Genomic DNA, 24,949 nt, shown 5'->3' with positions numbered 1-24,949 from the left:
ACTTGGTAAAAGTTGATTGGCGGCTTAAATCGGCCAATCAACTTCGTTTAAAGTATCCAGCTGTTTGCTGGTATTTTCATTGCCTTGCCATTTATTAGTGTAAAAAGCGTGCGGGTCAAATTGTAACGTTTGTTTTTCAATATTAAAGTGCCTACCACCACGCGGATCTACGCCTACACCTGCTATATATTGCCAATTACCCCAGTTAGCGGCTACATCGTAATCAATCAATTGTTGTTCAAAATAAGCTGCGCCATAGCGCCAATCAAGGCCAAGTTCGTTAACTAAGCAGCTCGCTGCAATTTGCCTTGCTCTATTTGATATGTAACCGGTTTCATTAAGCTCATTCATAATGGCATTGACTAATGGGTAGGGTGTTGAGCCATTACACCACGCAGCAAATCTGTTTGGCATAAACGTTGTAAGGGGTTTTGTTTGCTTTTGACCTTTAAAACTAAACAGGCTGTTGCCTGCTTTAAGTGCATGCCATTTAAAATACTCTCGCCATAGCAATTCAAATTTAATCCAGTAGGTAGACTCGTTTGTTATTTGATTATGTTCGTACGCCTCAACGGCTTTATAAACTTGCCGCGCACTTACACAGCCAAAAGCAAGCCAGGTACTAAATTTTGTGGTGTTGTTAAAGCCATCAAGCTCGTTTCGAGTTATTTTATAAGTACTTGGTAGTAAACCTGAAAAGTATTGCTTTAAATGTGTTTGCGCACTTTTAAGCCCGCCATGCATTACTGCGTTGTTATAATTAGTATGCTCATTAAGCTCAATTGGTTTTGCAGCACATAATGTTATAGGCTGAGGGAGTAAACCTTTAGGTAGAGCTGAGATTGTTATAGGTATGTTTATCGCCTCTACCATTTTTCTAAATGGGGTAAAGCTTTCAGGCAGCTCGTCTAAATCAAAAGGGAGGTCGCTTTGTTGAAATAAGGTGTCTTGTTGAGTTGTTTTAAATATGACATGTGGGCAATGTGCTTTTAGTCGCGCGAGTTGGCGCTGCTCATAGGTTCCAACGAATTCACTGCACACTACTTCATCAATGTGTTGCTCAGCTATGCGCTGCTTTAAAACACTAACAGGTTCGCCCTCAAGTACGTGCAGTGTTTGCCCGCGCTCAATAAGCTCTTGTTGCAGCTCATACAAGCTTTGCATTAAAAACTGTTGTTTATGCACACCATATGGCTTTTGTTGGTAGTTATTATTTTTAAACCAGTGTGGGTTTATTACAAATACAATATCGAGCGTACATTGCCCAGTAGCAAGTTCACTTAAAATAGGATTGTCGTCTATTCGTAAATCGTTTTGTAGCCAATATAAAATGCGTTTGCTCATAGGTTTGCTCTGGTTTTTGTAATCATTAAGTTTACGAAGCAAAAGCGGGTAGGGATTAGTTTTGAGGTGTTTAATAAGGTTTTAAAAAGGAGCGACAAACTTACCGCCCCTTAGTTTGTAAAAGTATTGTTTTAACTCGCTGATTTTTGTTTTGCTATCCAATCGTTTATTACGTCTTCTAGCACTTCCATAGGAAGTGATCCTTGGCCGATTACGGTGTCGTGAAAGCTGCGTATATCAAACTTAGCCCCGAGTTCTTTTTCGGCTTTTGCACGCAGTTCGCGTATTTTTATTTCGCCCATTTTGTACGAAAGCGCTTGGCCTGGCCATGATATATAACGATCTATTTGATCCTCCACCGCACTTTGTGGCAAAGCAGTGTGATCTGCCAAGTAGTCAATTGCCTTTTGGCGGCTCCAACCAAATGCATGAATACCGGTATCAACAACAAGCCTCACGGCACGCCACATTTCGTAACCTAAACGACCAAAGTCGCTGTATGGGTCTTGATAAAAGCCGGCTTCTTTTCCTAAACGTTCGGTGTAAAGTGCCCAACCTTCGCCAAATGCTGAGTGGCTAAGTGTGCGTCTAAACTGGGGTACATCTAACTCCATTGCAATAGCGTTTTGTAAATGATGACCTGGTATTGCCTCGTGCAGGCTAAGAGCTTCTAAATTATACAAAGGCTGTAGTTTAGGTGTTGAGGCTAAAAAGTAAGTGCCAGGGGATCGGTTATCAGCAGGTGGCATATAAAACGCGCCGCGACTCGCTGAGCCTTTTATAGTAAAGGTGTTTCGCGGTAAATGGTCAAAGTAGGTGGGTAACTTGCCATACATTTTTTGTGTAATAAAGGCTGTTTTTTCAAGCAAGTCTTGCGCGTCTGTTGCGTAAAATTGCTCGTCGGTCGCTAAAAATTCTAAAAACTCAGCATACGTGCCATCAAAACCTACTTTATCAATGATGTTTTGCATTTGCGTTTTTATACGCGCCACTTCTTTTAAGCCAAGCTCATGAATTTGCTTTGGTGTGGCATTGGTTGTGGTGTAGTAATTAACTGCATATTTGTAATACTCAAGCCCGTCTTTAACGCTTGAAATACCTGGCTCTGCTCTACAGTTAGGCATGTAATCGTTTTCAAAAAAGTCGTAAAAGTGCTGATAAGCCGGGACTACTTTTGAGCTAATTAAGGCTTTTGCTTTGTTTTGGTATGTGGCCTTTTGCTCTGCTGTAAACGTATTTGGTATACGTGTAAAGGGCTCGTATAAGGCACTGTTTTCAGGTTGCTTAACTATATGAGCGTTAATGCTCTGGCTGTAATTTTCAAATGTTTTGCAGTAGTGCGTATACCCTAGTTCAATCCCTTCCTTCATCAAGTTAATGTTTTCTTGATTAAAGCGAGGGTAGTCGGCAAGGCTTACTAAAAATGCGTTGTAATCATCGGTTGTTAAAAATGCCATATTAGCTGGTGCTTCGGCAAAGTAGGTATGCCAGCCACTTAAAAAGTTAACCTGAAAATACTTATCTTGAAAAAGGTAGCTTTGCTGCTCTGTTTCTCGCTCATATTTAAATAAGCGGTAGTTCATTAGTTGCGAGCTGCTCAGCGTTTTAGAGTCTATTTTATTTAAGCTTTTTAATACGCTGTTATTATATGCTTGGCGGTTTGCAATGGCTTGCTCGGTCCAATTTGGTAATGTACCACTGGGTTTCCAACCATCAGGGTCGGTACGAAAAAATATTTTTTCGGCTTTTGCATTTTGCCAATGGTTATCAATAATGGTTTTTAAATCTGCATTACTATCGGCTGCGCTCGGCAGTGAAGCTACAGCTAAGCAAATAGCTAAAATTGTCTTTTTAAACATATAATTCTCATTTTTAGCGCGTTAATTTTTATTAGTTTACGCACATATGTTATTTTTGTTTCTAAGATAATAACAAGTTAACTTTATTAATGCGCTTAATTTTATACCTGTATCTATTGGTTTTACTTTTTGATTGAACAAATTTCACCGCTGAAGTGAGTGGGCCACTAGTTTATTGTTTTATCAGCGTTTAGAATGATTAAAACTAATTATAAAAAATGACCGTCATGTTTAATAAAGTAATAACGCTGATTGATGAAGCTAATAACCAAGATCCTAATACTGAGCAGCACAATGGAGAAAGTTTTCCAAAAGAGTATTTATACTCACAGCGTATGAGCGAAATGCTAACTCGTTTTAAACCTGATGCCGATGCACTCATGCAAATTGCAGCGCGTGCACAGCATATTCAGCGTTGGAAGTCGCCACGTAGCGACTTTGAAATGAACAAGCAGGGTTATCATCAATGGCGTAGCGCACTTTATATTTTTCATGCGTCACTAGCCGTTGAATTAATGAAACAGGCTGGGTTTAACGATACGGACCAAAACCGTGTTTATAACGCTGTTGCTAAAAAAGATATTAAGCGCAATCCAGATAGCCAATTAGTTGAAGATGTAGCAAGTTTGGTGTTTATTGAACACTACATGCTTGGGTTTGCCAATGCAAAACCAGATTACAATGAAGAAAAATGGATTGGTATTATTCGTCGTACATGGCAAAAAATGTCAGATGAAGCGCATGAGTTTGTACTTGCAGGTAATATTACATTACCAACGCCGCTTGTTGGGCTTATTCATAAAGCGCTTGAGTAAAGTAGTGTAAGCTAGGTATTATAATAAAAAGGACTTTTAGAATGTTATGCCCACGTACAAATGCCTCTCTTGAGCCATTATTAATTGGCGGTATTACTGTTTACACTTCAGTGCAAGGCGGCGTATTTTTTGATAACAGCCAAATTTTTAAATTTAGCTCACCAGCATTAAAACATGGTCAGGTATTGCTAAAATATTTGAGTGATCATATCGAGAGTGAATACGATGTATCGCTACGAATAAACTGCCCACAGTGCAAAAGTATTGTGATGATGCGCAGGTATTTTTCGCCAGTTAAGGCTGTCGAAATAGATGAATGCCCAGGCTGTGCAGGAATATGGCTTGATAGCGGCGAGCTGGCAAAAATACACGAAAACCACCTAACACCCCGAGAGCGAAAGTTGTTAGCCCACGAAATGGCCACCAATCATGGGTTTATAACTATTAAATCACCTACTTCTAGGTTTACGCCAACTAATAAAAATAAAAGTGCGCATGAAACCACCGTTGAGAACTTGGTTCGCTTAGCTTTACTTGGTTTGTAACTCTTAATAACATATTAAAACAAAAACGGCGTACTAAAAAGTACGCCGTTTTTATTGTAATAAACTAACTCTTGAAAAGTTTATTTATTACGGTTTTCTTTAGCAAATGCACGTATTTTACGCTTTTGCGACAGTGTTACTTTATTAACACGACCAGCAAATGGGTTTTCACCTTCTCTAAATTCGATTTTGATAGGTGTGCCCATAATTTTAAGCGCTTTACGGTAGTAGTTCATCAGGTAGCGTTTATAACTATCTGGTAAATCTTTAACTTGGTTACCGTGAATAACAATACGTGGTGGGTTATAACCACCGGCATGCGCATATTTGAGCTTAACACGACGACCACGAACAAGTGGCGGCTGGTGATCGGCTTGAGCCATGTCCATAATACGACGTAACATTGCAGTACTTATACGTTTAGTCGCTGATTCATACGCTTCGTCAACAGACTCGAACAAATGACCAACACCTGTACCGTGTAGTGCAGATATAAAGTGGAGGCGTGCAAAGTCAATAAAGCCTAAACGGCGATCGAGTTCTGATTTAATACGATCTTTAACGTAATCGTCTAAGCCATCCCATTTGTTCACAGCAATTACCAATGAACGACCTGAGTTAAGCGCAAAGCCTAATAAGCTTAAATCTTGATCTGAAATACCATCGCGAGCATCAACAATCAATAACACAACGTTACAATCTTCGATTGCTTGAAGCGTTTTAATTACAGAGAACTTTTCAACTACGTCGCTTACTTTTTTACGCTTACGAACACCGGCGGTGTCAATTAACACATACTCTTTTTCATTTCGCGTCATCGGAATGTAGATAGAGTCACGTGTTGTACCTGGCATGTCGTATACAATTACTCGTTCTTCACCTAGTATGCGGTTTGTAAGCGTTGACTTACCAACGTTAGGACGACCAATAATTGCAAGCTTTACAGGTTTGTCTGCAAATGCCTGGTGATCGGTATCGCTGTCTTCATCTTCTTCGTAAAGATTAATAAGCTCTTCGTCATCGCCTGTTACGTCTTCGTCTTGTGCAGCTAATTCAGCAATAAGCGGCTGAAGTGTTTGCTCAAGTAATAACGTAATACCACGGCCATGCGATGCAGCAATGTGATGAATTTCACCTAATGATAATTGGTAAAATTCAGCACAGTTTGAATCTGCATCAATACCATCGGTTTTATTGGCAACAACAAAACACTTTTTATCTTGTTTACGCAAGTGATTAGCAATTGCTTGGTCAGCTACGGTCATACCTACACGAGCATCTACTAAAAACAGAACAATGTCAGCTTCTTCAATAGCTAGCAGAGATTGATCTGCCATTTCGATTTCGATGCCTTCTTCTGAGCCATCAATACCGCCCGTGTCTACCACGATAAATTCATAGCCATCGTAACTAGCTTGGCCATATTTTCTATCTCGTGTTAAACCTGGAAAATCGGCTACGAGTGCATCACGAGTACGTGTTAAACGGTTAAATAATGTGGATTTGCCCACATTGGGTCGCCCAACTAGAGCGATCACGGGAAGCATAAACTACCTCTTTAAAAAACAACAAAAGGCTTCGCAGTGCGAAGCCTTAAAAAAACCATATGACTATTAGTAACTTAGTTTGGTATTTTTACCATACTAACTTCACCATCACGGGTGTATAAAATTAGCTTATCGTCGGCAACAACTGGCTCAACAAAAAAGCCCGAGCTGTCAAAGTCTTCACGAGATACTAGCTCGCCAGTTTCTTTATTTAGCCAATGTAGGTTACCTTCTTGGTCGCCTAAAGCTAAGTGGCTACCTGCAACTGCAGGGCCTGTTAGGTACCAACCGCGTAGAGCGGGTTGGCTCCAACGTTCAATACCTGAATTTTTATCTAATGCGTAAATAACACCATCGCTATCTACTAAATAAATTGTTTGTGCATCCATCGCAATTTCGCGGTAGCTGCTGTACTCGCGTTTCCATACAACATTGCCAGAGCGAATATCTACAGCGGCTAAGTTGCCGTTGTAAGCTATAGCGTAAGCGTATGGACCGCTAATAAGTGGTTGAGTGTCTACGTCAACTAGGCGTTCAAATTCTGATGCGCCTTTAGCAACCGCAATTTCTGCGCTCCATGCTGAGTAACCACTGTCTGAAATTAATACGCTTAGCTTGCCTGTTTCAAGGCCTACTAATACACCACCGTTAGCAACGGTTGGCGAGCTTTGTCCGCGTAATGTTAGTGGTGGAACTTCTTGTTCAAAGCTCCAACGCTCTTCGCCTGTATCTGGGTGAAGGGCTAACAATTTACCAGAGCCTAAATTTACAAATATTAAGCCATCGCCTGCTGTTGGTTTAGACAGAGATTCGCCTGGTACGTTTTTACGCCAAACTTCTTCACCAGTTTCGCGATCAAGAGCAATAATAAAGCCGTGTTCAGAACCAATATAAATTTTACCATAGGCTTGCAAAATACCACCTGATAATTTTGCATTACCGTTGTCAGCCCAAGGCCAAAACGATAAATCTTGGCGTACATCGGTTTCCCATTTTGTATCGCCATTATCAAGTGAAAGCGCTTCTACTTGGCCTTCGCGGCTAGCAACATACACAGTATCTTTGTAAACTGCGGGTGTTAAACGAGAAAAATAATGCTCTACGCCATCACCTACAGATTCTTGCCAAACAACGTCAGTTTCAAATTGGTTTACAATTTCAGGAAGTACTAGTTCATCTTCATCATCACTTGATGAACAACCCATCAATGTTGCCATACATAGGGCAAGGGCTGCTGTTGTAAATTTTTTCATGCCTAAAACCTTATGCCGTTGGGCTAGTTACTGCTAGGTCATCTAACTTAATTTGTAATAGTGGGTTACTTGTTAATCCACCCGCATCTATTGCTGCTTGGTATGCAGTACGTGCTTGATCTTTATTACCTTGCTCAGTGTAAATGTCGCCTTTAAGCTCGGCCACGTTTGCATTGAACGCTTCAGGTAATGGTGCATTTAATGTCGTTAATGCATCGTCATATTTAGTTTGCGCAATTTGAACACGTGCTAAACGTGTAATCGCAATTGCTTTTAATTCTGTATTTGGCGTATTAGACACAACCCAGCTTAGCTTTTCGCTTGCTACGTCTAGTTTTTTCGCTTCTACTGCGTCTTTTGCAGCAACGAATGCAGCAAGTGTTGCGTAGTTTGTGTCTTTATTTTCGCTAATAAACGCATCAGCTGAAGATAATACATCGTCGCTTTCAACAAGCGCTGTATATGAATCTGATGCTTTTTCAGCGGTAGTAATTTGGTTTTGGTTATATGCTTTCCAGCCATATAAGCCACCTAGGCCAACAAGTATACCTAGCGCAAGTGAAATGCCGTTTTCACGGAAAAAGCGTTTAATGGCTTCTGCTTGTTGTTCTTCTGTTGAATAAATATCCATTCTTACCTCTAATGTTCGCTTAGCCGTTAATAAGCTCAGCTAATAGCGCTTTAGCTTGTTCTAATTCTAATGTGACTTGTTCTTTACGCTCGCGCAAATACTTGATGGTCACAACGCCTTTTTCTAATTCATCTTCACCAATAATTACTGCAACAAGTGCATCGCTTTTATCAGCACGTTTTAATTGTTTTTTAAAGTTTCCGCCGCCCGCATGTACCATAACGCGTAAACCCGGTACGTCTTTACGTAGTTGCGCTGCAATTGCAGGAGCTTGAATGCTTGCTTTGTCGCCCATTGCTGCTAAATATACATCAGCATTACGACGAATGTCACCTACACACTCAAGTGCTTGTAGTAATAATACTAAGCGCTCTAGACCCATTGCAAAACCAACTGCTGGCGTTGCTTTGCCGCCAAGTTGTTCAACTAAGCCATCGTAACGTCCGCCAGCACATACAGTGCCTTGTGCACCTAAACTGTCGGTTACCCATTCAAATACAGTGCGGTTGTAGTAGTCTAAACCACGTACTAACTTTTCATTAACCGTATATGAGACGCCAGCAGCGTCTAAACGTTCACATAAATTTTCAAAATGTTCTTTTGATTCAGCATCTAAATTTTCAGACAATTTAGGTGCATCAGTTAAAATTGCTTGTACGTCTGGGTTTTTGCTATCAAGTACGCGTAATGGGTTTGAATACATACGACGTTTTGAGTCTTCATCAAGCACATCAATGTGTTGCTCAAGGTAGGCTACTAAAGCATCACGGTAATCTGCACGCGCTTCGTTAGATCCTAAAGAATTTAGCTCTAAACGAACGTGGTCAGTAATACCAAAGGCTTCCCATAGTTGCGCTGTTAATAAAATAACTTCTGCGTCTATATCTGCTGTAGCAATACCAAATGTTTCTAAACCAAATTGGTGAAACTGACGGTAACGACCTTTTTGCGGACGCTCGTGACGAAACATTGGACCCATGTACCAAAGGCGTTGTTCTTGGTTGTATAGTAAGCCATTTTGGTTGCCAGCACGTACGCATACTGCGGTGCCTTCTGGGCGAAGTGTTAATAAGTCGCCATTGCGATCGGCAAAGGTGTACATTTCTTTTTCTACTATATCGGTAACTTCACCAATAGAGCGTTTAAATAAGTCGGTTGATTCTACAATAGGAAAACGAATTTCTTGATAACCGAACGATGCTACTGTCTCGCGTAAAATGTTTTCTACTTTCTGCCAAACTTGTGTATCGCCCGGCAGACAATCGTTCATACCGCGAACTGCCTGAATTTGTTTTGCCACTGATAAATCCTAAATGCTGTTTTTTTGTGTAATGAAAAATGCTTACACAACAAGAATGCTAAAAATTGACCCGTCATTATATACCCAAATGACCCCATGATGCGAGTTTCAGTTGGAATTAAAAGCGATTTAGGCAAGGCATTGATTGAAAGTAATAGTGGTTCTATTGTTAAAATCAATAACGCAGTATAAATCGCTTTTAAACCAACCCGTTGGGTGTTTCACAGACACTTACTCTCATCGTTGTTACTTTTTAAAAGGGATTGCCATTCTTGCAAAGTAACGCCTTGATATTAAGAGCCTGTGAAACGCTGAATTCTGTATCTTGGGGTCGTTTGGGTATCCACTAGCTATAAAGGTAAACGCCAAACACCGCTGTTTGGCGCTTTATGCGGTATTTATTCGACTATTTTTATGTCAATCGGTGTTTGGTTCTGCTTTTTTTCTATAAAGTCGCGTACATAACCTTCAAGCTGGTCAACAATGTTGTTGTTATCAATGCGCGCTTTTTGGCGTTCGCCATTTATATACAAACCAGAACGACGATTTGCACCGGCAAGCCCTATATCACTCACAAGCGCTTCACCTGGTCCATTTACAACGCAACCAATTACCGAAACTGACATAGGTTCGATAATATCCTCTAAGCGCTCTTCAAGTTGGTTCATGGTGCTTACTACATCAAACTCTTGGCGTGAGCAGCTAGGGCAGGCAATAAAGTTAATTCCACGCGAACGAATGCGCAATGAATTTAAGATATCAAAGCCTACTTTAATTTCTTGTACCGGGTCGGCAGCAAGTGATACACGCAGGGTATCGCCAATACCTTCGGCAAGAAGCATACCTAAACCTACTGCAGATTTAACAGAGCCTGAGCGCATGCCGCCCGCTTCGGTAATACCTAAATGCAGTGGTTGGTCTATTTCTTTAGCGAGTAAGCGATATGCACCTACAGCTAAAAATACGTCAGACGCTTTTACTGATATTTTAAATTGGTCAAAATCAAGGCGGCGCAAGATATCTACATGGCGCATTGCTGATTCTAATAAGGCTTCTGGTGTTGGTTCGCCGTATTTTTCTTGTAAGTCGCGCTCTAGTGAACCGCCATTTACACCAATACGAATAGGAATGTTGTGCTCGCGTGCAGAATCGACCACAGCTCTTATACGCTCTTCACTACCTATATTCCCCGGGTTTATACGCAGGCAATCTACACCGTATTTTGCTACTTTTAAGGCTATACGGTAATCAAAGTGAATATCTGCAACTAGCGGAATCGTTACTTGCTCTTTTATACTTTTAAACGCTTCGGCTGCATCCATTGTTGGTACTGATACACGGACTATGTCGGCACCTGCATCTTGTATTGCCTGTATTTGTGCAACAGTTGCATCAACATCCATGGTGTCGGTGTTGGTCATTGATTGCACTGCAATAGGGGCACCATCACCAATAGGGACGTTACCTACATTGATTCGGGTGGATTTTCTGCGTTTAATTGGAGATTCTGAAAACATAGCGACTACTCTGCTAGTGGTAATGTAAATTTGGCTAAACGGTTTTGAGGAAATGCAGAAACATCTACAGGTTCACCGTTTAAAGTAATGTCTACAGCGTCATGCTTACCAAGCACAACTGAAAAAGGAGGCGTACCGCTTACGGTCATAATATAGCCTGCTTTTTTAACGCCGAATGCTATTTTTTCGCCTTCGCCGTCGTAAATTTCAACCCAACTTTCGCCATTAAAGTTCATGACAATTGTGCTGCTAGCATCTTCTTGGCTTGCATTGTTAGAAGCAATAGGAGCCGTTTCTTTAACTATTTCTGGGCTTGTTGATGTTTCACTAGACGTGCTTTGTGATTCTAATAATGATTCATCGTCAATTTCGGCTTGTTGCTGTTGCTCTGAAATACTGGGTTGAGCGGCTTGGCGCTCGCTCATTTTTGAGTTGGCAACGTTTATGTTACTCGTTTGCTCTTCAATAGGTGTCGCGTTTTGCCAAAACCATAAAGCAGATGAGCCAATAACAATCGCTAAAATTAAATAGCTAAAAAACATTAAACGGCTGTCGTTTGCTTCTTTTTCTGTACGGCGTGAAAAACTCTGCATATTAGCGGGTTTAGCCGGCTCCGGTGGGGCTGGCATCATTGCTAATATAGGTGCGCTATCTACTTTTAATTCACGGCAATAGTTTTTTATATAGCCTTTAACAAAAGTAATAGGGCCGAGTAATGTAAATTCATCATTTTCAAGGCGCTTAATTTGAAGTTCAGACAGCTTTAACGGTGCAGCAATAGTCGCTATGCTAACGTTCGCTTGTTCTCTGTGATTTTTTAATATCTGGCCTACAGTTGGCTGTTCGCTCTGTGTTTGCGTATTTTCTTCATTCATAATGTGTATGAGTCTGGATCCACTAGTAAAAGTTTGTGCCCTGGTTTTAGTGCTATATCAGGACTTAATTTATTCCATCGCATTAATTCATCAATTAATACATGCCGCTGGGTAGCTATATCGTAAAGGGAATCACCAGCTTTAATTTCGTAATAAATATTTGGATCGTTTAGGTATATTTTACTTCCATTCATTACCCGATCCGACTCTTTTAGACCATTCCATTGCAGGAGCTTTTGTAGTTTAACATTGTATCGCACCGAAATGCTAAATAGGTTTTCGCCAACAGCAATTACGTGAAATGGCACGCGTAAAGGCGATACTTTAGGGTTAAGCATTGGGATCTCTGTTTTTTGTACTGCTTCGTAACTTTTAAATTCAATATCGGCATCATTTTGATAGCTGCTATTTTCAAATACAGTTGTATTTTTAGTCGCTTCGTAGAATACCACGTCACTACTATTTTTTTGAGCGGTAACTGCAGGAACTGAATTACTATAGTTACTAGTTTGCTGCGAATTAAACTGGCCTGTTTTAGGTGCGCCAAACGAAATTATTGTTACCTCGTCATCGGCTTTAGCTGGTTGTTTTGTTGCTATAACTTCTTTTTGAGGTTCGTAAACGGACTTAGCTTTTTTAGGTGCAGCTACTACGGAATCTGCAGAGTCGTGCTCAGTAGTAAGTGCAAGCATAACAGCCGATGTATCGGTAGGGTTGCTTGGTGCGACGACTTTAGGAGCTTCTTCTTTTTGGGTTGTTACTTGTTTTGCTATTACGGTTGCTTCGTCGGCTTGCTTACTGACCGTGTTTTGTACCGCCTTAGCTTGCTTTTCTCTTACTATAACTGGATTTACATCTTGGTTATTTGCTATTGCGATCTTTTTATCTGTTTTTTGCTCGTCGTTTGTTACCAAGCTTGTTAAACCGTCTTGTAGTGAACGTTTCTTTCTGATTACTTTTATTTTTGGTTTTGAACTAACGTGCGCGCCGCTTTCGTCGTTTTTTAGTTCTTTTAACTGCGCTTTGCGGTATTTTTCTCGCAGTATTTCAAACTCATTAAAACGTGTTCTTTTCTCTTTTAATGCATAGGCTTCGTTACTGCTAGAGTAAGTTTGTAAAATAGTGCTGGAAATTTTTTCAGCCTCTTCTATTCTGCCCATTCTGTTTTTTACAAGGTAGCTAAGCATTAATGCGCGAGAAGATACTCGACCTGTGCTTTCGTAGCGTTTTAAAAGTTCACTGGCTTTGTATAAGTCACTTTTTGCGTAATACAGCGCTGCTAAACTAATTAACGTAGATGTACGCTGAGAGCTGTGATTAAGTGCCTGTTGAAAATAACTTTCTGCATTTTCGAAATCATCAAATTCAATAGCACACAAGGCTAAATTTTCGTAACTTTCGGCAACGCGAATATAACTTGGTACTTCAATGGCTTTTAAAAATTGATCAGTTGCACGATCGTATTCATCAATGCCACATAAAAACACGCCGTAGTTATTAAGCGTATTAGGGTCGTCAGGCTTTATTTCGAGTGCTTTTTGGTATGCTTTATCAGCTAGCGGGTTCTCGCCTACTTGTTGATAGTAATAAGCAAGAGAGTAATGTACTTCAGGCAGGTCAGGAGCAAATGCAGCTGCACGTTCTAAATTGTATTTGGCTTGAGAGTTATTACCCGTTTTTAAATACTGTAAGGCTAAAGCAATTCGTGTTCGTGCTGCGCCAGTATTATTAATTTTATTTTCGACGACGGGCTTATTACTGCCGTTATAACTACTTTCGCTAACACAGCCACTTAAGGCAAGTGTTGATAGTGTTATAGCAAGTATAGATCGCATTACCTTATCTCTTTATTTTTAGTCCATGGCGCCTATCTTACCTAAAACCTTTGTTGTTGCATCATTTATTTAAAAATAAACAACTTAACCACCCTACATGACTAATTCACATAGGGTGGTTACAGATTATGCTTGGTGGATATTAACGCTAATTGCGTTATCGTCACGCATTTTCTTTTTAGCTAAACGTTTAGTACGGTCAACTACATCACCTACTAACTGTCCGCAAGCAGCGTCAATATCGTCACCGCGAGTACGACGCACAATACAGGTAACGCCTGCTGCTTGTAATACTTTTGAAAAACGGTCAATACGGCTATTGCTTGAGCGCGTGTATTCATTACCCGGGAACGGGTTAAACGGAATAAGGTTGACCTTACAAGGTGTGCCTTTTAACGTTTGCACTAATGCATGCGCCTGATCGGTGCTGTCGTTAATACCGTTAAGCATCACGTATTCAACCGTTACATCTTTATTTGCTTTTGAGCCATCGATATAACGACGACACGAGGCTAAAAATTCTTCAATAGGGTACTTTTTATTAACTGGCACTAAAATGTCACGCAGTGCGTTATCGGGTGCGTGAAGTGAAATAGCCAGTGCTACGTCAATTTTCTCTTTTAGTAAATCAAGTGCAGGTACAACGCCTGAAGTACTTAATGTTACGCGGCGCTTAGATAAACCAAAGCCCCAATCGTCCATCATTAGTTCCATTGCTGGCACTACGTTTTTAAGATTAAGTAAAGGCTCGCCCATACCCATCATTACAACGTTAGTTACTGGGCGCTTTTCGCTATGACCATCAAGGCCTATATCTTTAGCTACACGCCAAACTTGACCAATAATTTCAGATACTTTTAAGTTACGGTTAAAGCCTTGTTGAGCGGTAGAACAAAAAGTACACTCAAGAGCACAACCCACTTGTGATGATACACATAACGTAGCGCGCTCTTTTTCAGGGATCCAAACGGCTTCTACTTCTTGGCCGCCTTCCAGAATAAGTGCGTACTTAATAGTACCGTCGCTTGCTTGTTGGCGCACAGTGATTTCTGGCGCTACAATTTCGCACTCAGCTTTAAGTTTTTCTTTAAGCTTTTTGTTTACGTTGCTCATATCGTCGAAGTTATCTACGCCAAAATGATAAATCCATTTCATCACCTGGTCACTACGAAACGGCTTTTCACCGAACGATGCAAATAGCTCGCGCATTGCTTCTCGGTTTAAATCTAATAAGTTAATCTTTTTTTGCTCGGTCATGAAACAACCTCAATCGGTGACGGTGGAGATAAAATTTACGAGGACGAATTGTACACAATTCACTCACTTTAATCATTAAGTAAAACATCATGAGTTTCTGATTAATACTTTACGTAATGACTAAAAAAGGGCCCGAAAGCCCTTTTCAATATGTTAACGAATTCGAATTAACGAGTACGTGAACAAAGCTCTTCGTCAGCGAAGAAGTACGCGATTTCGCGAGCAGCAGATTCAACAGCGTCAGAACCGTGAACAGCATTTTCGTCGATGCTATCAGCGTAGTCTGCACGTAAAGTACCAGCTAGTGCTTCAGCAGGGTTAGTAGCACCCATGATTTCACGGTTTTTAAGAACAGCGTTTTCGCCTTCAAGAACTGTAACCATTACTGGACCAGATGTCATGAAAGATACTAAAGCACCGAAGAAAGGACGTTCGCTATGTTCAGCGTAGAAACCTTCAGCTTTCTCTTGTGAAAGGTGAACCATTTTAGCTGCAACGATTTTAAGGCCAGCAGATTCGAAACGGTTGTAGATAGCGCCAATGTGGTTTTTAGCAACTGCATCAGGTTTTACGATTGAAAAAGTACGTTCTAAAGCCATCTTTATGCTCCAATAATTTTAAGTAAAAGTGTGAATATTAACGGGCGCGAATTATACGCGTTTTAAGTGAAAAATCCTAATTTTATTAAAAACCAGTTTGGTTGCCGTTTTGTGATCTCGATCAAACGCAAATTATTGACCGCATTTATACTGCCGCGCTTCTGTTTACTTATTTGTTAATGACTAATCTGAATTCTGCTTGGGATAGATTTATTTTTCAGAGTTTAGGTTAACTACTTATGCAACTGGCTTAAACCCAGTTTGATGTATGGAGCGCACATGTCACCCGTTATTTCTTCAATGCCTTTTATTCCTGAATTATTATGCCCCGCAGGCAGTTTAAAAAACATGCGCTACGCGTTTGCTTATGGCGCAGATGCGGTTTATGCGGGGCAGCCTCGTTATAGTTTGCGTGTGCGTAATAATGAGTTTGACCTAGACACTCTGAAAGTAGGCATTAGTGAGGCGCATGCGCAAAATAAAAAGTTTTATGTGGTGTCTAATATTGCGCCGCATAATGCCAAAGTTAAATCGTATTTACGTGATATAGAACCGGTTATTGCGATGAAACCCGATGCGCTAATTATGTCAGACCCTGGTTTAATTATGCTGGTTCGTGAAAAGTGGCCGACTATGCCGGTTCATCTATCAGTGCAGGCAAATGCAGTTAACTACGCAAGCGTGCAATTTTGGGCAAAGCAGGGAATTGAACGCGTTATTTTATCGCGGGAGCTGTCGCTCGAAGAAATAACCGAAATACGCACACTCTGCCCAGACACCGAACTTGAAGTATTTGTACATGGCGCACTGTGTATGGCGTATTCGGGGCGTTGTTTGCTCTCTGGTTACATAAATAAGCGCGATCCAAATCAAGGCACGTGTACTAATGCATGTCGTTGGGATTACGATGTAAAACCTGGTGTTGAGAACGAAACCGGCGAAATGGTGCATAAAATTGACCCCAAACAGGTGATTCCTACACTGGGTGAAGGCGCGCCAAGTAACGATGTATTTATGCTAGAGGAACAAGGCCGCCCTGGTGAGTACATGCCTGCATTCGAGGATGAGCACGGCACCTATATTATGAACTCAAAAGATTTACGCGCTGTGCAATACGTAGAGCAGTTAACAAAAATGGGTGTACATAGTTTAAAAATAGAAGGGCGTACTAAGTCATTTTATTATGTAGCGCGCACAGCACAAGTTTATCGCAAAGCAATAGACGACGCAGCTTCGGGTAAACCATTTGATACTAACTTATTTAAAACACTCGAAAATCTAGCACATCGTGGTTATACCGAAGGCTTTTTAAAACGCCATGCCCATCAAGATTATCAAAATTATGAATACGGTCATTCGGTATCAACTAAGCAGCAATTTGTGGGAGAAGTACTTGAGCGCTGCGAAAATGGATTAGTTGAAATAGACGTTAAAAATAAATTTTGTACAGGTCACTCCTTAGAGCTTATGACACCACAAGGTAACATTACTTTTAAGCTTGAATATATGGAAAACAAAAAGGGGGAAACTATTAGCGATGCTAAAGGCTCTGGTCACATTGTAAAAATACCGCTAAATGAAGGCATCAACTTAGCGCACGCTATTTTAATGCGTAATCTTGAGGAACAACAAGATACTCGTAATCCATTTAAACAAGCTGTTTAGCTACAGCTGAATATAGTTTTTTCAAAAAACTCGGGGTTATAAAAACCCCGAGTTTGCGACTTTATTTAAAATAATATTAATTATTTTTCAAGTTGCTTTAGCTTATCTCTTCGCTCTTTACGTTTTTGTTTTAATGTTTTGCTTGCATGTTTTTTAGGTTTTTCTTTACTCATTACAAATAACTCCAATTAAATATATAAAATTAATAAATAAAAATTGAAATAATTTACTCTATATTTCCTCCTTAATATTAATGGCTATTATTTCCCAAAGGTGGGATTCCCCAGCTTCTTTATATTCAATAATATGATTTATTTTATGCCCTAAAAGAGCGACCCCAAGAGGAGAGTGAAATGATACGTCACTAATAAAGTGCCTTCGTTGGCTTGGAGGCACTAAAGTTATGCGGCGCTTAAAACCGGTGGTTATATTTTTAATAACCACCGTGCTATTAATTTGTACATGCGGATTGAATTTTGACCAAGGCCGCTGTGAATACTCGACTTCTTGTAGTAAATACGCAAGCTTCAGCGGTTGTAATAGTACCGCTGCGTCTGTGAAGTTATTTTTAGACAGGAAAGATTTTTTACGCTCGAACAGAAAAGAAAGCACGGACTAATCCCCACAAAAACTAAATCGAATTTAAATATATAAAGGTACAGTGTAACTGCCGAGTGTAAGGGTTACACTCGGCTTAAATTCCGAAGGTGGTATTTGTTTTTAGCAGGTATGTGATTAAAGTAAACATATTATCCTCTTTGTTTAAATCAATCATATTGAGTTTAAAAATAAAGTCAATTGAGTTTTAGGTTAAAAATATATTGTCGATAAAATGACAGTTTAAAACTGTTTTTTATGTTTTTATAAATTCGTTTTTTTCACTAAATTGTTGTTATCTCTGTGTGTTAGTTGCTCACTATGTGATTGAAGCTAAGCGACTAAATAGTTAAATGCTATTTATGGGATCTATAGTGCCACTTATGCCTGTTTATAATATTTATAGATTAAATATACTGGTGTTGTTGTTTATTAAAGTGTAATTGTGTGGCTAGTATTTTATTATGTGAAGCCTAAGCTGCTTATTTTATAGAGTAGAAGCTAGGTATCGGGTAACGCTCTTGTAGTGGCTAGGTGCTTTACTGTTGAACCTTTATGTAATAGTCATTGCATTCAACAATGTTAAATAACCACTTTTTATTCGGGTTTATCAAAGTAAATTATAAAGGGTCTCACTTATATGTGGATAATTTTTGCATTACTCGCCACTGTTTTTTTTGGTGCGCGAGGAATAATGTACCAATGGACGTCACAAAAAAAGATTAATCGTAATCTATTATTATTCGGTGTTTTTTTTGTGGGATTTATAATTAGTGCGCTAGGTACTGTGGTGTTTGAGCACACATGGTACGGCTGGGCTGATATTACGGTTGGGCTCGCTTTAGGTTTTGGATCTTTTGCGGCTAATGGGTTTTTGCACAAAGGGTTTTCGGTTGGGAAAGCGTCTTTAATTAGCATCCTGTCGGGGTTAACGCCTTTATTTGTACTTTTATTTGCCTTTTTATTATGGCAAGAAACCTTAACTGTTATTCAATTAATCGGCTTTTTTATTATTTTTGGCGGCCTTTATATTATTCGCTACTCCAGCGATATCTCATTAAGTAATTTACAAGGCGCGCAATGGGGATTACTCGCGGCACTGTCTTTTGCATTTAATGATTTAATGGGGAAGCAATCAACGCTTCTTGAGGCTGATACGTTTGCAACTTTAACGTCTATGTTTGGTTTTGGTAGCTTTCTTTTTGCCGTTAGTTGGTTAGTAAAGCGTAAAAAAATGCTAGCAGAGCAAGGCTCTTCTCAAGCGTATTGGTCTGCCGGTAAAACATTTTCGTGCGGGTTACTTATTGGTTTAACAAATGTAGCTGGCATGGTTGCAATAATATCGGCTTTTGCTATTGGTAATACAGGGCTAGTTTCAGCGATTTCAGGTATGAATATTTTAATTATTTTGTTGTATTCACGCATCATTCTAAAAGAGTCTTTTACACGCCAAGAAGTTATAGGATTAACAACGGCATTTTTAGGTGTAATCGTACTAAGGCTTAGTTTTTAAAAGATGAATTAGCTTAATTACTTTGCTGTGAAAAGCCTACACTGCTACATTTTAGTGAAGTGTTGCAGTGTATGCTCTATAAGTAATCGCACTCGATAAGGGATTTGTTTTCTGTCGCGATAAAGCATAGAAAATGGCTGCCCTTTGCTTTGCCAATCAGGAAGAATGTGTTTAAGCTTTCCGGCTTTAATAAGTGGTAATGCTATATAATCAGGGATGTAGCTAATACCCACACCAGACTCAACTGCTTGTTTCATCATTTGAATTTCATCAACTTCTAATCGAACATGTGTGTTTGGGTTGAAGCTATATTCCTCGTTCGTGTGCTGATTTTTTAATTGCCACGGTACCAACCCAACGCACGTAATTTTTGGTTGCTCTTCTAATTGCTCAGGATGAGTGATGGATTGATAATCATAGTCAGGATGAGCACACAATACATTATGAGTAAGCTTAAGCTCCCTAATAACCCAATTATCAATGGCAGGATTTCTTACTCTAAACGCTATATCAATCCCTTCTTTTTCAATATCAATAAGGTTATTTGAAAAGCGTAAATCTAGTTGAATATCGGGATACTGCAGTAAAAAATCACAAAAAATAGCACTTAAAAAATGTTTACCCATGTAAATGGGTGCACAGATCCTAATTTTCCCTTTAGGTTGGTCTTTCTCATCACAAAGTGCTTGCTCTATACACTCTACTTCATCGAACAGTTTACGATAGCGATCGTAATATAACTCGCCAGTATGCGTAAGTGTAACTCGATGGGCATCTCGATTTAGTAACGTTAATTGCAGAGCTTGCTCTAATAAACGTATTCTACGGCTCAAAGTTGATAGTGACATATCAAGGCTTATTGATGCTTTTTTAAAGCTACCTAGTTTTACTATGGTGCAAAAGTAACGTAAATCATCGAGAGAATAATTAGCTGCCATCAGAACTACTTTATTGTTTAGGATGTAGACAATATTAACAGCGACGCTTTAAAATTTCATTAGAGAAGCCAGAAGTTTTTATTGATAAAGATCAACAAAGAAAAAGTCAATAAAATGCATAATTTAACGCTGTTAATCATATAATTTAAAATAAAGCAGTAAATGCTCTATTTTTTCATTTTTTGTTTTATAGGACTTTAATTGGAAAGGCTAAAAAGTGGCTCTACTCATAAATAGTAAATGCATTAACTGCGATATGTGTGACCCAGAGTGCCCTAATGAGGCTATTTATATGGGCGCTAAAATATACCAAATAGATGCTAGTAAATGTACTGAGTGTGTAGGGCATTATGATAAACCTACTTGTGTAAGTGTTTGCCCTATTGACTGTATAAAGCCCGATCCTAATAAGCGTGAAAGTTTAGGTGAGCTGGCTGATAAGTTTGTGCTGCTAACGAACTTATAACTTGTTCAGGTATTTTGCTAAGCCGCTTTTTACTATCGGCTAAAAACTATCTACATTACTTATTTAGCTTGTAGCTAAAGTCCGCCGTCATGCATTTTTAGTTTCAATCAAATTTTATTACCTTCATTAATTATCAATTATATTGTGTTACCTTAAGGCTTTATAAACTCAAGTATTAATCTAAGTTTTAGATTGCATTCTATAGGAGTCTATTTTGCATATAGGTATTAACGCTATTCAGGCTGTATCTTCAAAACAAGCAATATTTATTAATGATGAGTGCCGAGTATTTGTAATTGGCGATCTTGATGGTGATTTACCTGCCTTAAAAAACGCACTTAATAACGTAAATTTTAACCCTGAAAGAGATACTTTGTTTTGCCTAGGCGACTTTGTTGATCGCGGGGATAAAACATATGACTTATTTACACACTTACAAGCCATTAGGGCATGTATGATATTAGGTAATCATGAGCATTTAATGTTGGAATCATTATTAAGTAATGATAAAGCGGCTTTTAAATTATGGACTGACAATGGTGGCAATTGGCACAAGTCGGTATCGAGTGAAAAGCTCAATGTTATGTGCGATGAGTTACTAACTAAACCTCTTTCAATAGTACTTGAATATCGCGGTTATAAAGTTGGGTTGTCTCATACATTTGCACAATCGTGGGATTGGGAAAATTACCCTGATGATAAATCGGTGATTGTGCAATCTTTATTGTGGGATCGCGAAGTGGTTAAACAAAATAAGGTAGTTAAAAGTCATGGAGTCGACTTTTCAATACATGGACATAACTCAACTAAAGCACCTTTCTGGGTGGGTAATAGCTATCACATAGATACCAATTATTATGGTGGAAAGCCGACATTACTCGAGCTTTCAGAGGTTATTACTACGCTTGATTAACCAAGCGCTATTTAGCAATTGTTGCTTCTTTCAAATATCATCCGGCAGTTTTGCTTTTTAAAGTATAAACTGCTGACTACCTCATCTAATTATCCCCTTCGTTTTTTTGTATACACTTTATGATGATTTTTGCACTGTAATTATTTCATTAAGCTATTAAATACCACAAAGCCGCTCTTAGTTTGTTAATTGAGAGCGGATTTGATGTGTGGGCTGGGTTTTAACTTTCATTTAATAGGTATAAATACAGTTAAAAGAGACGTTTATTTAATTTAATATTGTTGGTTAACAAACGGTTAAGTTTGGCTGTGTAGAATTGGGAGCAATTTTTGCCATTACGTGAATAATTTGCGTAAAAGGACTAACTTCTCGCTTTAGTTTTATGAGCAGATTTAAATGGAACAGCCTCTCACATGATATTAGCAAGCATATACCCTTTCCCTTTTTCAACGTTTTGTAAGTCGTCACTTTATGTATCAATTTTTTCTGCTTTGGGTTCTACGTATGCTTTTGCAGCGCAAGAAAACAAAAACTCGCAGCACACAAAAGATATGGAAGTAATAGAAGTACGTGGTATCCGTTCAAGCATGGCCGAAAACTTAGATGTAAAACGTATGTCAGGCTCTGTGGTTGATGCAATTACCGCTGAAGATATTGGAAAATTCCCTGATAAAAACGTTGCCGACTCTCTTCAGCGTGTACCTGGTGTGGTAATTGAGCGTGACGGCGGAGAAGGTTCATCAGTCAGTATTCGTGGTTTGTCGTCGGCGCTAACTTTTACACAGCTTAATGGTAATTTTATTGCGTCTTCTCCGGGTGAACCTTCCCGTTCGTTTGATTATGCTTTGTTACCGTCTTCGATGATTGAAAGTGTAGAGGTTTATAAATCGCCAGAGGCACGCTTAGATGAAGGAGGGGTTGGTGGTACTGTATTAATGCATAGCCGAAAACCTTTGAGTATGGATGTAAACTCGGGTGTATTTAATGTAGAGAGTACTTACGCTGATGTTACAAAAGAGTATGAACCACAGTTTACGGGTTTATATTCATGGAAAAACGACAACGAAAACTTTGGTGTATTAGTTGGCTATACGTATCAGGAACGAATAAACAGGACACTTTCGGGCGGAACTGATGCAAATGTATGGCGCTACACTGGCGGTGGACAACCTACAGATATAAACGGTAACGCAGTTAATAACAATAATGGTTGGGATACTATTAATGATGCAAACGGCAACAGTTACGATGGAGTTTGGTTTCCACAAGTTGTGCGAGGTTCAGTTCTTAACGAAAAACGTGAGCGCGAAGGAATTCAAGTTAGTACACAGTGGCGACCAACAAATCGTTTAGAGCTTGGATTTAATTACTTTGGCTTTACACTCGGCCAAGACAGAACTGAATCTGTGATTGATATACCTGAGTGGTCTTTAAATTCTGATTTTTTAACTGATGTAAATCTTGATGAGTCGGGAAGTATTGTTACAGGTATGCAATACGATGCGATGGCAAGCGGTATTGAAAGTGATATGCAGTTTCCGTGGATGCGCGGCAGTTATGTACGTGAAGAATCCACCTCCGATACCTTTGATTTTAATTTAACTTATGAAGGCGATAATTTTAAAGCGCGTTTTGTTGTGGGTAATACAAAATCAGAAGGGGGGCCGGAAGAAAGCTGGGAAGCTGCATATAAAAGTTCAAACGCGGGCGAAAACGCCACTGCTATTCAAAATGCTGCTCAAATGGCAGGCTGGTCACTCAACCAAAATAATGTATCACTTAATATTGACCCTAATACACTAGCTAACTTGCAAAGTGGAATTGGAGGCGGTCGTGATGCGGGCTCTTCAAACTCAAGTTTTGTACGCAGTGAGTTAGAAGAAGATTATTACCAAGCTGATGTGGATTTTTATGTTGATTGGGGCTTTTTAAAAACAATTAGAACCGGTGTCAAATATCGTAACTCCACGCTTCATCGTGAAACTGGCAATACCTTCTTTTTAGATCCTAATTTTGATATTACTGCGGGCGAAGCAAGCGAGCAAGGTATTACGCGTTTCGACAGCTACCAATGGAATGGTGGAATGCCATTAGCTCAAAATGTATTTACTAGTGAGAGTAATATTGTTGGTGGTTTTGGTATAAACCAAATGCCAAGTATCGACTGGGATAAATATCGCGATATGGTCACTGCTAGCTATGTACCTTATACACGTATTGAAGATAACTTTGTTTACGACATTGAAGAGAAAATATCTGCTTTTTATATTCAAGGTGATTTTGAGTTTAGTGAAGTAAGAGGTAATTTGGGCGTGCGTGTTGTGCAAACAAAAACACTTACTTCATCTACTGACTTATATACCTACCAATTAGATCACACAAATGACGAAACAGGCGAGCCAGTAACTGGTGACGCACGCTTTGTAGAAGACTATCAATTAGTCACTCAAGAAAACGAAGACACTCAAATACTACCAAGCTTTAATATAGCGTGGGATGCAACTGACGATTTAGTTATTCGGGCGGCAATAGCAAAAGTAATGTCTCGTCCTGATTACAGCGATTTAGGTGCGCAGCAGCGTATTACGTTTGTATCGGATGAATGGGCAAATGATAGAGCTGCATTTAATGAACAGCCAGGTTTTAGCGGCAGTGGTGGTAATAAAAACTTGAAGCCATTTGAATCGGTGCAAGCTGATTTATCTATTGAGTATTATTACAGCGAGGGTTCTGCTATTGGATTGGCACTTTTTCATAAGAAAGTAGATACTTTGTTGTGCCATTGGTAATTGATGTAGAGCAAAACTTTGCCGGTAAAAATAATATAGTAGATGCAGGAACCATTAATATAGCTCCGTATAGCACTGTAGGTAATGGTACCGATGCAATATCTAAAGGCGCGGAAGTATTTATCCAGCATGCCTTTGATAATGGCTTTGGTTTTTACGCAAATTACACCTATAACAAAACCAATAAAGCAGATGTAACAGTAAATGGTGAAGAGTTTGGTCAGTCGGCATTAATAGGCAGTGCAAAGTATCAGTACAACACCTCTGTTTATTATGAAGGTGACGCTTTTAATATACGTGCTTCATATAACAAACGAGGGGAGACAGTATTAGGCCTTAATAGTGGGTTAAATGTATATCAAGACCCGTACGAGCAAGTTGATGTTAATGCATCGGTTAATTTGTATGAAGGGCTAAGCTTAACAGCTGCTGTTATTAATTTAACTAAGTCGGAATCGGTAACGCGTTTAGGTGATGATACAGATGCACGATTACTTAACTCAAGCTATTCAGGGCGACGCTATTACGCAGGCTTTAATTATAGTTTTTAATTAACTGCATACGTAATACTTTATTAAACGCCAACTAAAAAATGTAGTTGGCTTAGCCTAACAGCACCTAATATTGTAGTTTTATGTATGCACGTAGTTTAACTGCTCATATGTTGGTTGTTTAATAGGCAAAAAAAGCT

At 39.3% G+C, this 24,949-nt stretch carries 19 protein-coding genes and 1 pseudogene; 7 read left to right on the top strand and 13 right to left on the bottom strand.

Annotated elements, in window-relative coordinates; translation table 11 throughout:
* Positions 1-24: 24 nt before the first annotated feature.
* Together CXF76_RS07345 and CXF76_RS07340 are read right to left on the bottom strand one after the other, a co-directional pair.
* Entirely contained in the window at positions 25-1,344 is a 1,320-nt protein-coding gene (locus tag CXF76_RS07345) for a DASH family cryptochrome (protein WP_101163349.1), read from the bottom strand.
* Positions 1,345-1,475: 131 nt separating this feature from the next.
* Positions 1,476-3,203: a DUF885 domain-containing protein gene (locus tag CXF76_RS07340; protein WP_101163348.1), complete on the bottom strand. Its 1,728-nt coding sequence runs from the start codon at positions 3,201-3,203 to the stop codon at positions 1,476-1,478.
* A 227-nt stretch (positions 3,204-3,430) separates the two neighbouring features.
* Between CXF76_RS07340 and CXF76_RS07335 the strand changes: the two genes are divergently transcribed.
* Positions 3,431-4,018: a DUF4202 domain-containing protein gene (locus tag CXF76_RS07335; protein ID WP_101163361.1), complete on the top strand. Its 588-nt coding sequence runs from the start codon at positions 3,431-3,433 to the stop codon at positions 4,016-4,018.
* A 41-nt stretch (positions 4,019-4,059) separates the two neighbouring features.
* Positions 4,060-4,563, top strand: coding sequence for a TFIIB-type zinc ribbon-containing protein (locus CXF76_RS07330; RefSeq protein WP_101163347.1), 504 nt, complete (start codon positions 4,060-4,062; stop codon positions 4,561-4,563).
* 80 nt (positions 4,564-4,643) lie between these two features.
* On the opposite strand, the gene der is transcribed toward CXF76_RS07330, so the two are convergent.
* From der to ndk, 9 genes are all read right to left on the bottom strand, one after another.
* Positions 4,644-6,110, bottom strand: coding sequence for a ribosome biogenesis GTPase Der (der, locus tag CXF76_RS07325; protein ID WP_033017497.1), 1,467 nt, complete (start codon positions 6,108-6,110; stop codon positions 4,644-4,646).
* A 74-nt stretch (positions 6,111-6,184) separates the two neighbouring features.
* The gene (gene bamB, locus CXF76_RS07320) at positions 6,185-7,363 is read right to left on the bottom strand and encodes an outer membrane protein assembly factor BamB (RefSeq protein WP_007583433.1); all 1,179 of its coding nucleotides are present in this window, start codon (positions 7,361-7,363) and stop codon (positions 6,185-6,187) included.
* 10 nt (positions 7,364-7,373) lie between these two features.
* The gene (locus CXF76_RS07315) at positions 7,374-7,994 is read right to left on the bottom strand and encodes a YfgM family protein (protein WP_101163346.1); all 621 of its coding nucleotides are present in this window, start codon (positions 7,992-7,994) and stop codon (positions 7,374-7,376) included.
* 19 nt (positions 7,995-8,013) lie between these two features.
* Positions 8,014-9,294 (bottom strand): histidine--tRNA ligase, encoded by a 1,281-nt coding sequence (hisS, locus tag CXF76_RS07310; protein WP_024591179.1) that lies wholly within the window; start codon positions 9,292-9,294, stop codon positions 8,014-8,016.
* A gap of 398 nt (positions 9,295-9,692) precedes the next feature.
* Positions 9,693-10,811, bottom strand: coding sequence for a flavodoxin-dependent (E)-4-hydroxy-3-methylbut-2-enyl-diphosphate synthase (gene ispG / locus CXF76_RS07300; RefSeq protein ID WP_010554970.1), 1,119 nt, complete (start codon positions 10,809-10,811; stop codon positions 9,693-9,695).
* Positions 10,812-10,816: 5 nt separating this feature from the next.
* On the bottom strand, positions 10,817-11,686 hold the full coding sequence (locus tag CXF76_RS07295) for a RodZ domain-containing protein (RefSeq protein WP_024591180.1): 870 nt from the start codon (positions 11,684-11,686) through the stop codon (positions 10,817-10,819).
* On the bottom strand, positions 11,683-13,521 hold the full coding sequence (pilW, locus tag CXF76_RS07290) for a type IV pilus biogenesis/stability protein PilW (protein ID WP_101163345.1): 1,839 nt from the start codon (positions 13,519-13,521) through the stop codon (positions 11,683-11,685). The genes CXF76_RS07295 and pilW overlap by 4 nt, the downstream gene beginning before the upstream one ends.
* A gap of 126 nt (positions 13,522-13,647) precedes the next feature.
* Positions 13,648-14,778: a bifunctional tRNA (adenosine(37)-C2)-methyltransferase TrmG/ribosomal RNA large subunit methyltransferase RlmN gene (locus CXF76_RS07285; RefSeq protein ID WP_007583420.1), complete on the bottom strand. Its 1,131-nt coding sequence runs from the start codon at positions 14,776-14,778 to the stop codon at positions 13,648-13,650.
* A gap of 167 nt (positions 14,779-14,945) precedes the next feature.
* Entirely contained in the window at positions 14,946-15,377 is a 432-nt protein-coding gene (gene ndk / locus CXF76_RS07280) for a nucleoside-diphosphate kinase (RefSeq protein ID WP_007377442.1), read from the bottom strand.
* Between the two features lie 279 nt (positions 15,378-15,656).
* Here ndk and trhP point away from each other — a divergent pair, with 279 nt between their 5' ends.
* Positions 15,657-17,042, top strand: a complete 1,386-nt coding sequence (gene trhP / locus CXF76_RS07275) for a prephenate-dependent tRNA uridine(34) hydroxylase TrhP (protein ID WP_024591182.1) — start codon at positions 15,657-15,659, stop codon at positions 17,040-17,042.
* A 231-nt stretch (positions 17,043-17,273) separates the two neighbouring features.
* Here trhP and CXF76_RS07270 read toward each other — a convergent pair whose 3' ends face one another.
* Complete coding sequence (locus tag CXF76_RS07270; protein WP_101163344.1) at positions 17,274-17,654, bottom strand: GreA/GreB family elongation factor; 381 nt, start codon at positions 17,652-17,654, stop codon at positions 17,274-17,276.
* Positions 17,655-18,279: 625 nt separating this feature from the next.
* Here CXF76_RS07270 and CXF76_RS07265 point away from each other — a divergent pair.
* Complete coding sequence (locus CXF76_RS07265; protein WP_024591184.1) at positions 18,280-19,152, top strand: DMT family transporter; 873 nt, start codon at positions 18,280-18,282, stop codon at positions 19,150-19,152.
* 44 nt (positions 19,153-19,196) lie between these two features.
* Here CXF76_RS07265 and CXF76_RS07260 read toward each other — a convergent pair whose 3' ends face one another.
* Positions 19,197-20,090, bottom strand: coding sequence for a LysR family transcriptional regulator (locus tag CXF76_RS07260; RefSeq protein WP_024591185.1), 894 nt, complete (start codon positions 20,088-20,090; stop codon positions 19,197-19,199).
* A 217-nt stretch (positions 20,091-20,307) separates the two neighbouring features.
* Here CXF76_RS07260 and CXF76_RS07255 point away from each other — a divergent pair, with 217 nt between their 5' ends.
* From CXF76_RS07255 to CXF76_RS07245, 3 genes and pseudogenes are all read left to right on the top strand, one after another.
* The gene (locus tag CXF76_RS07255) at positions 20,308-20,556 is read left to right on the top strand and encodes a YfhL family 4Fe-4S dicluster ferredoxin (protein ID WP_024591186.1); all 249 of its coding nucleotides are present in this window, start codon (positions 20,308-20,310) and stop codon (positions 20,554-20,556) included.
* Positions 20,557-20,770: 214 nt separating this feature from the next.
* Entirely contained in the window at positions 20,771-21,469 is a 699-nt protein-coding gene (locus CXF76_RS07250; RefSeq protein WP_024591187.1) for a metallophosphoesterase, read from the top strand.
* 413 nt (positions 21,470-21,882) lie between these two features.
* Positions 21,883-24,809: pseudogene (locus CXF76_RS07245) on the top strand (TonB-dependent receptor).
* Positions 24,810-24,949: the final 140 nt, after the last annotated feature.

Source organism: Pseudoalteromonas sp. 78C3 (genome assembly GCF_002836695.1).
Classification (GTDB): domain Bacteria; phylum Pseudomonadota; class Gammaproteobacteria; order Enterobacterales; family Alteromonadaceae; genus Pseudoalteromonas; species Pseudoalteromonas arctica.
The sequence above is the reverse complement of the archived record's forward strand: the minus strand, read 5'-3'. Positions and strand labels throughout refer to the sequence as shown.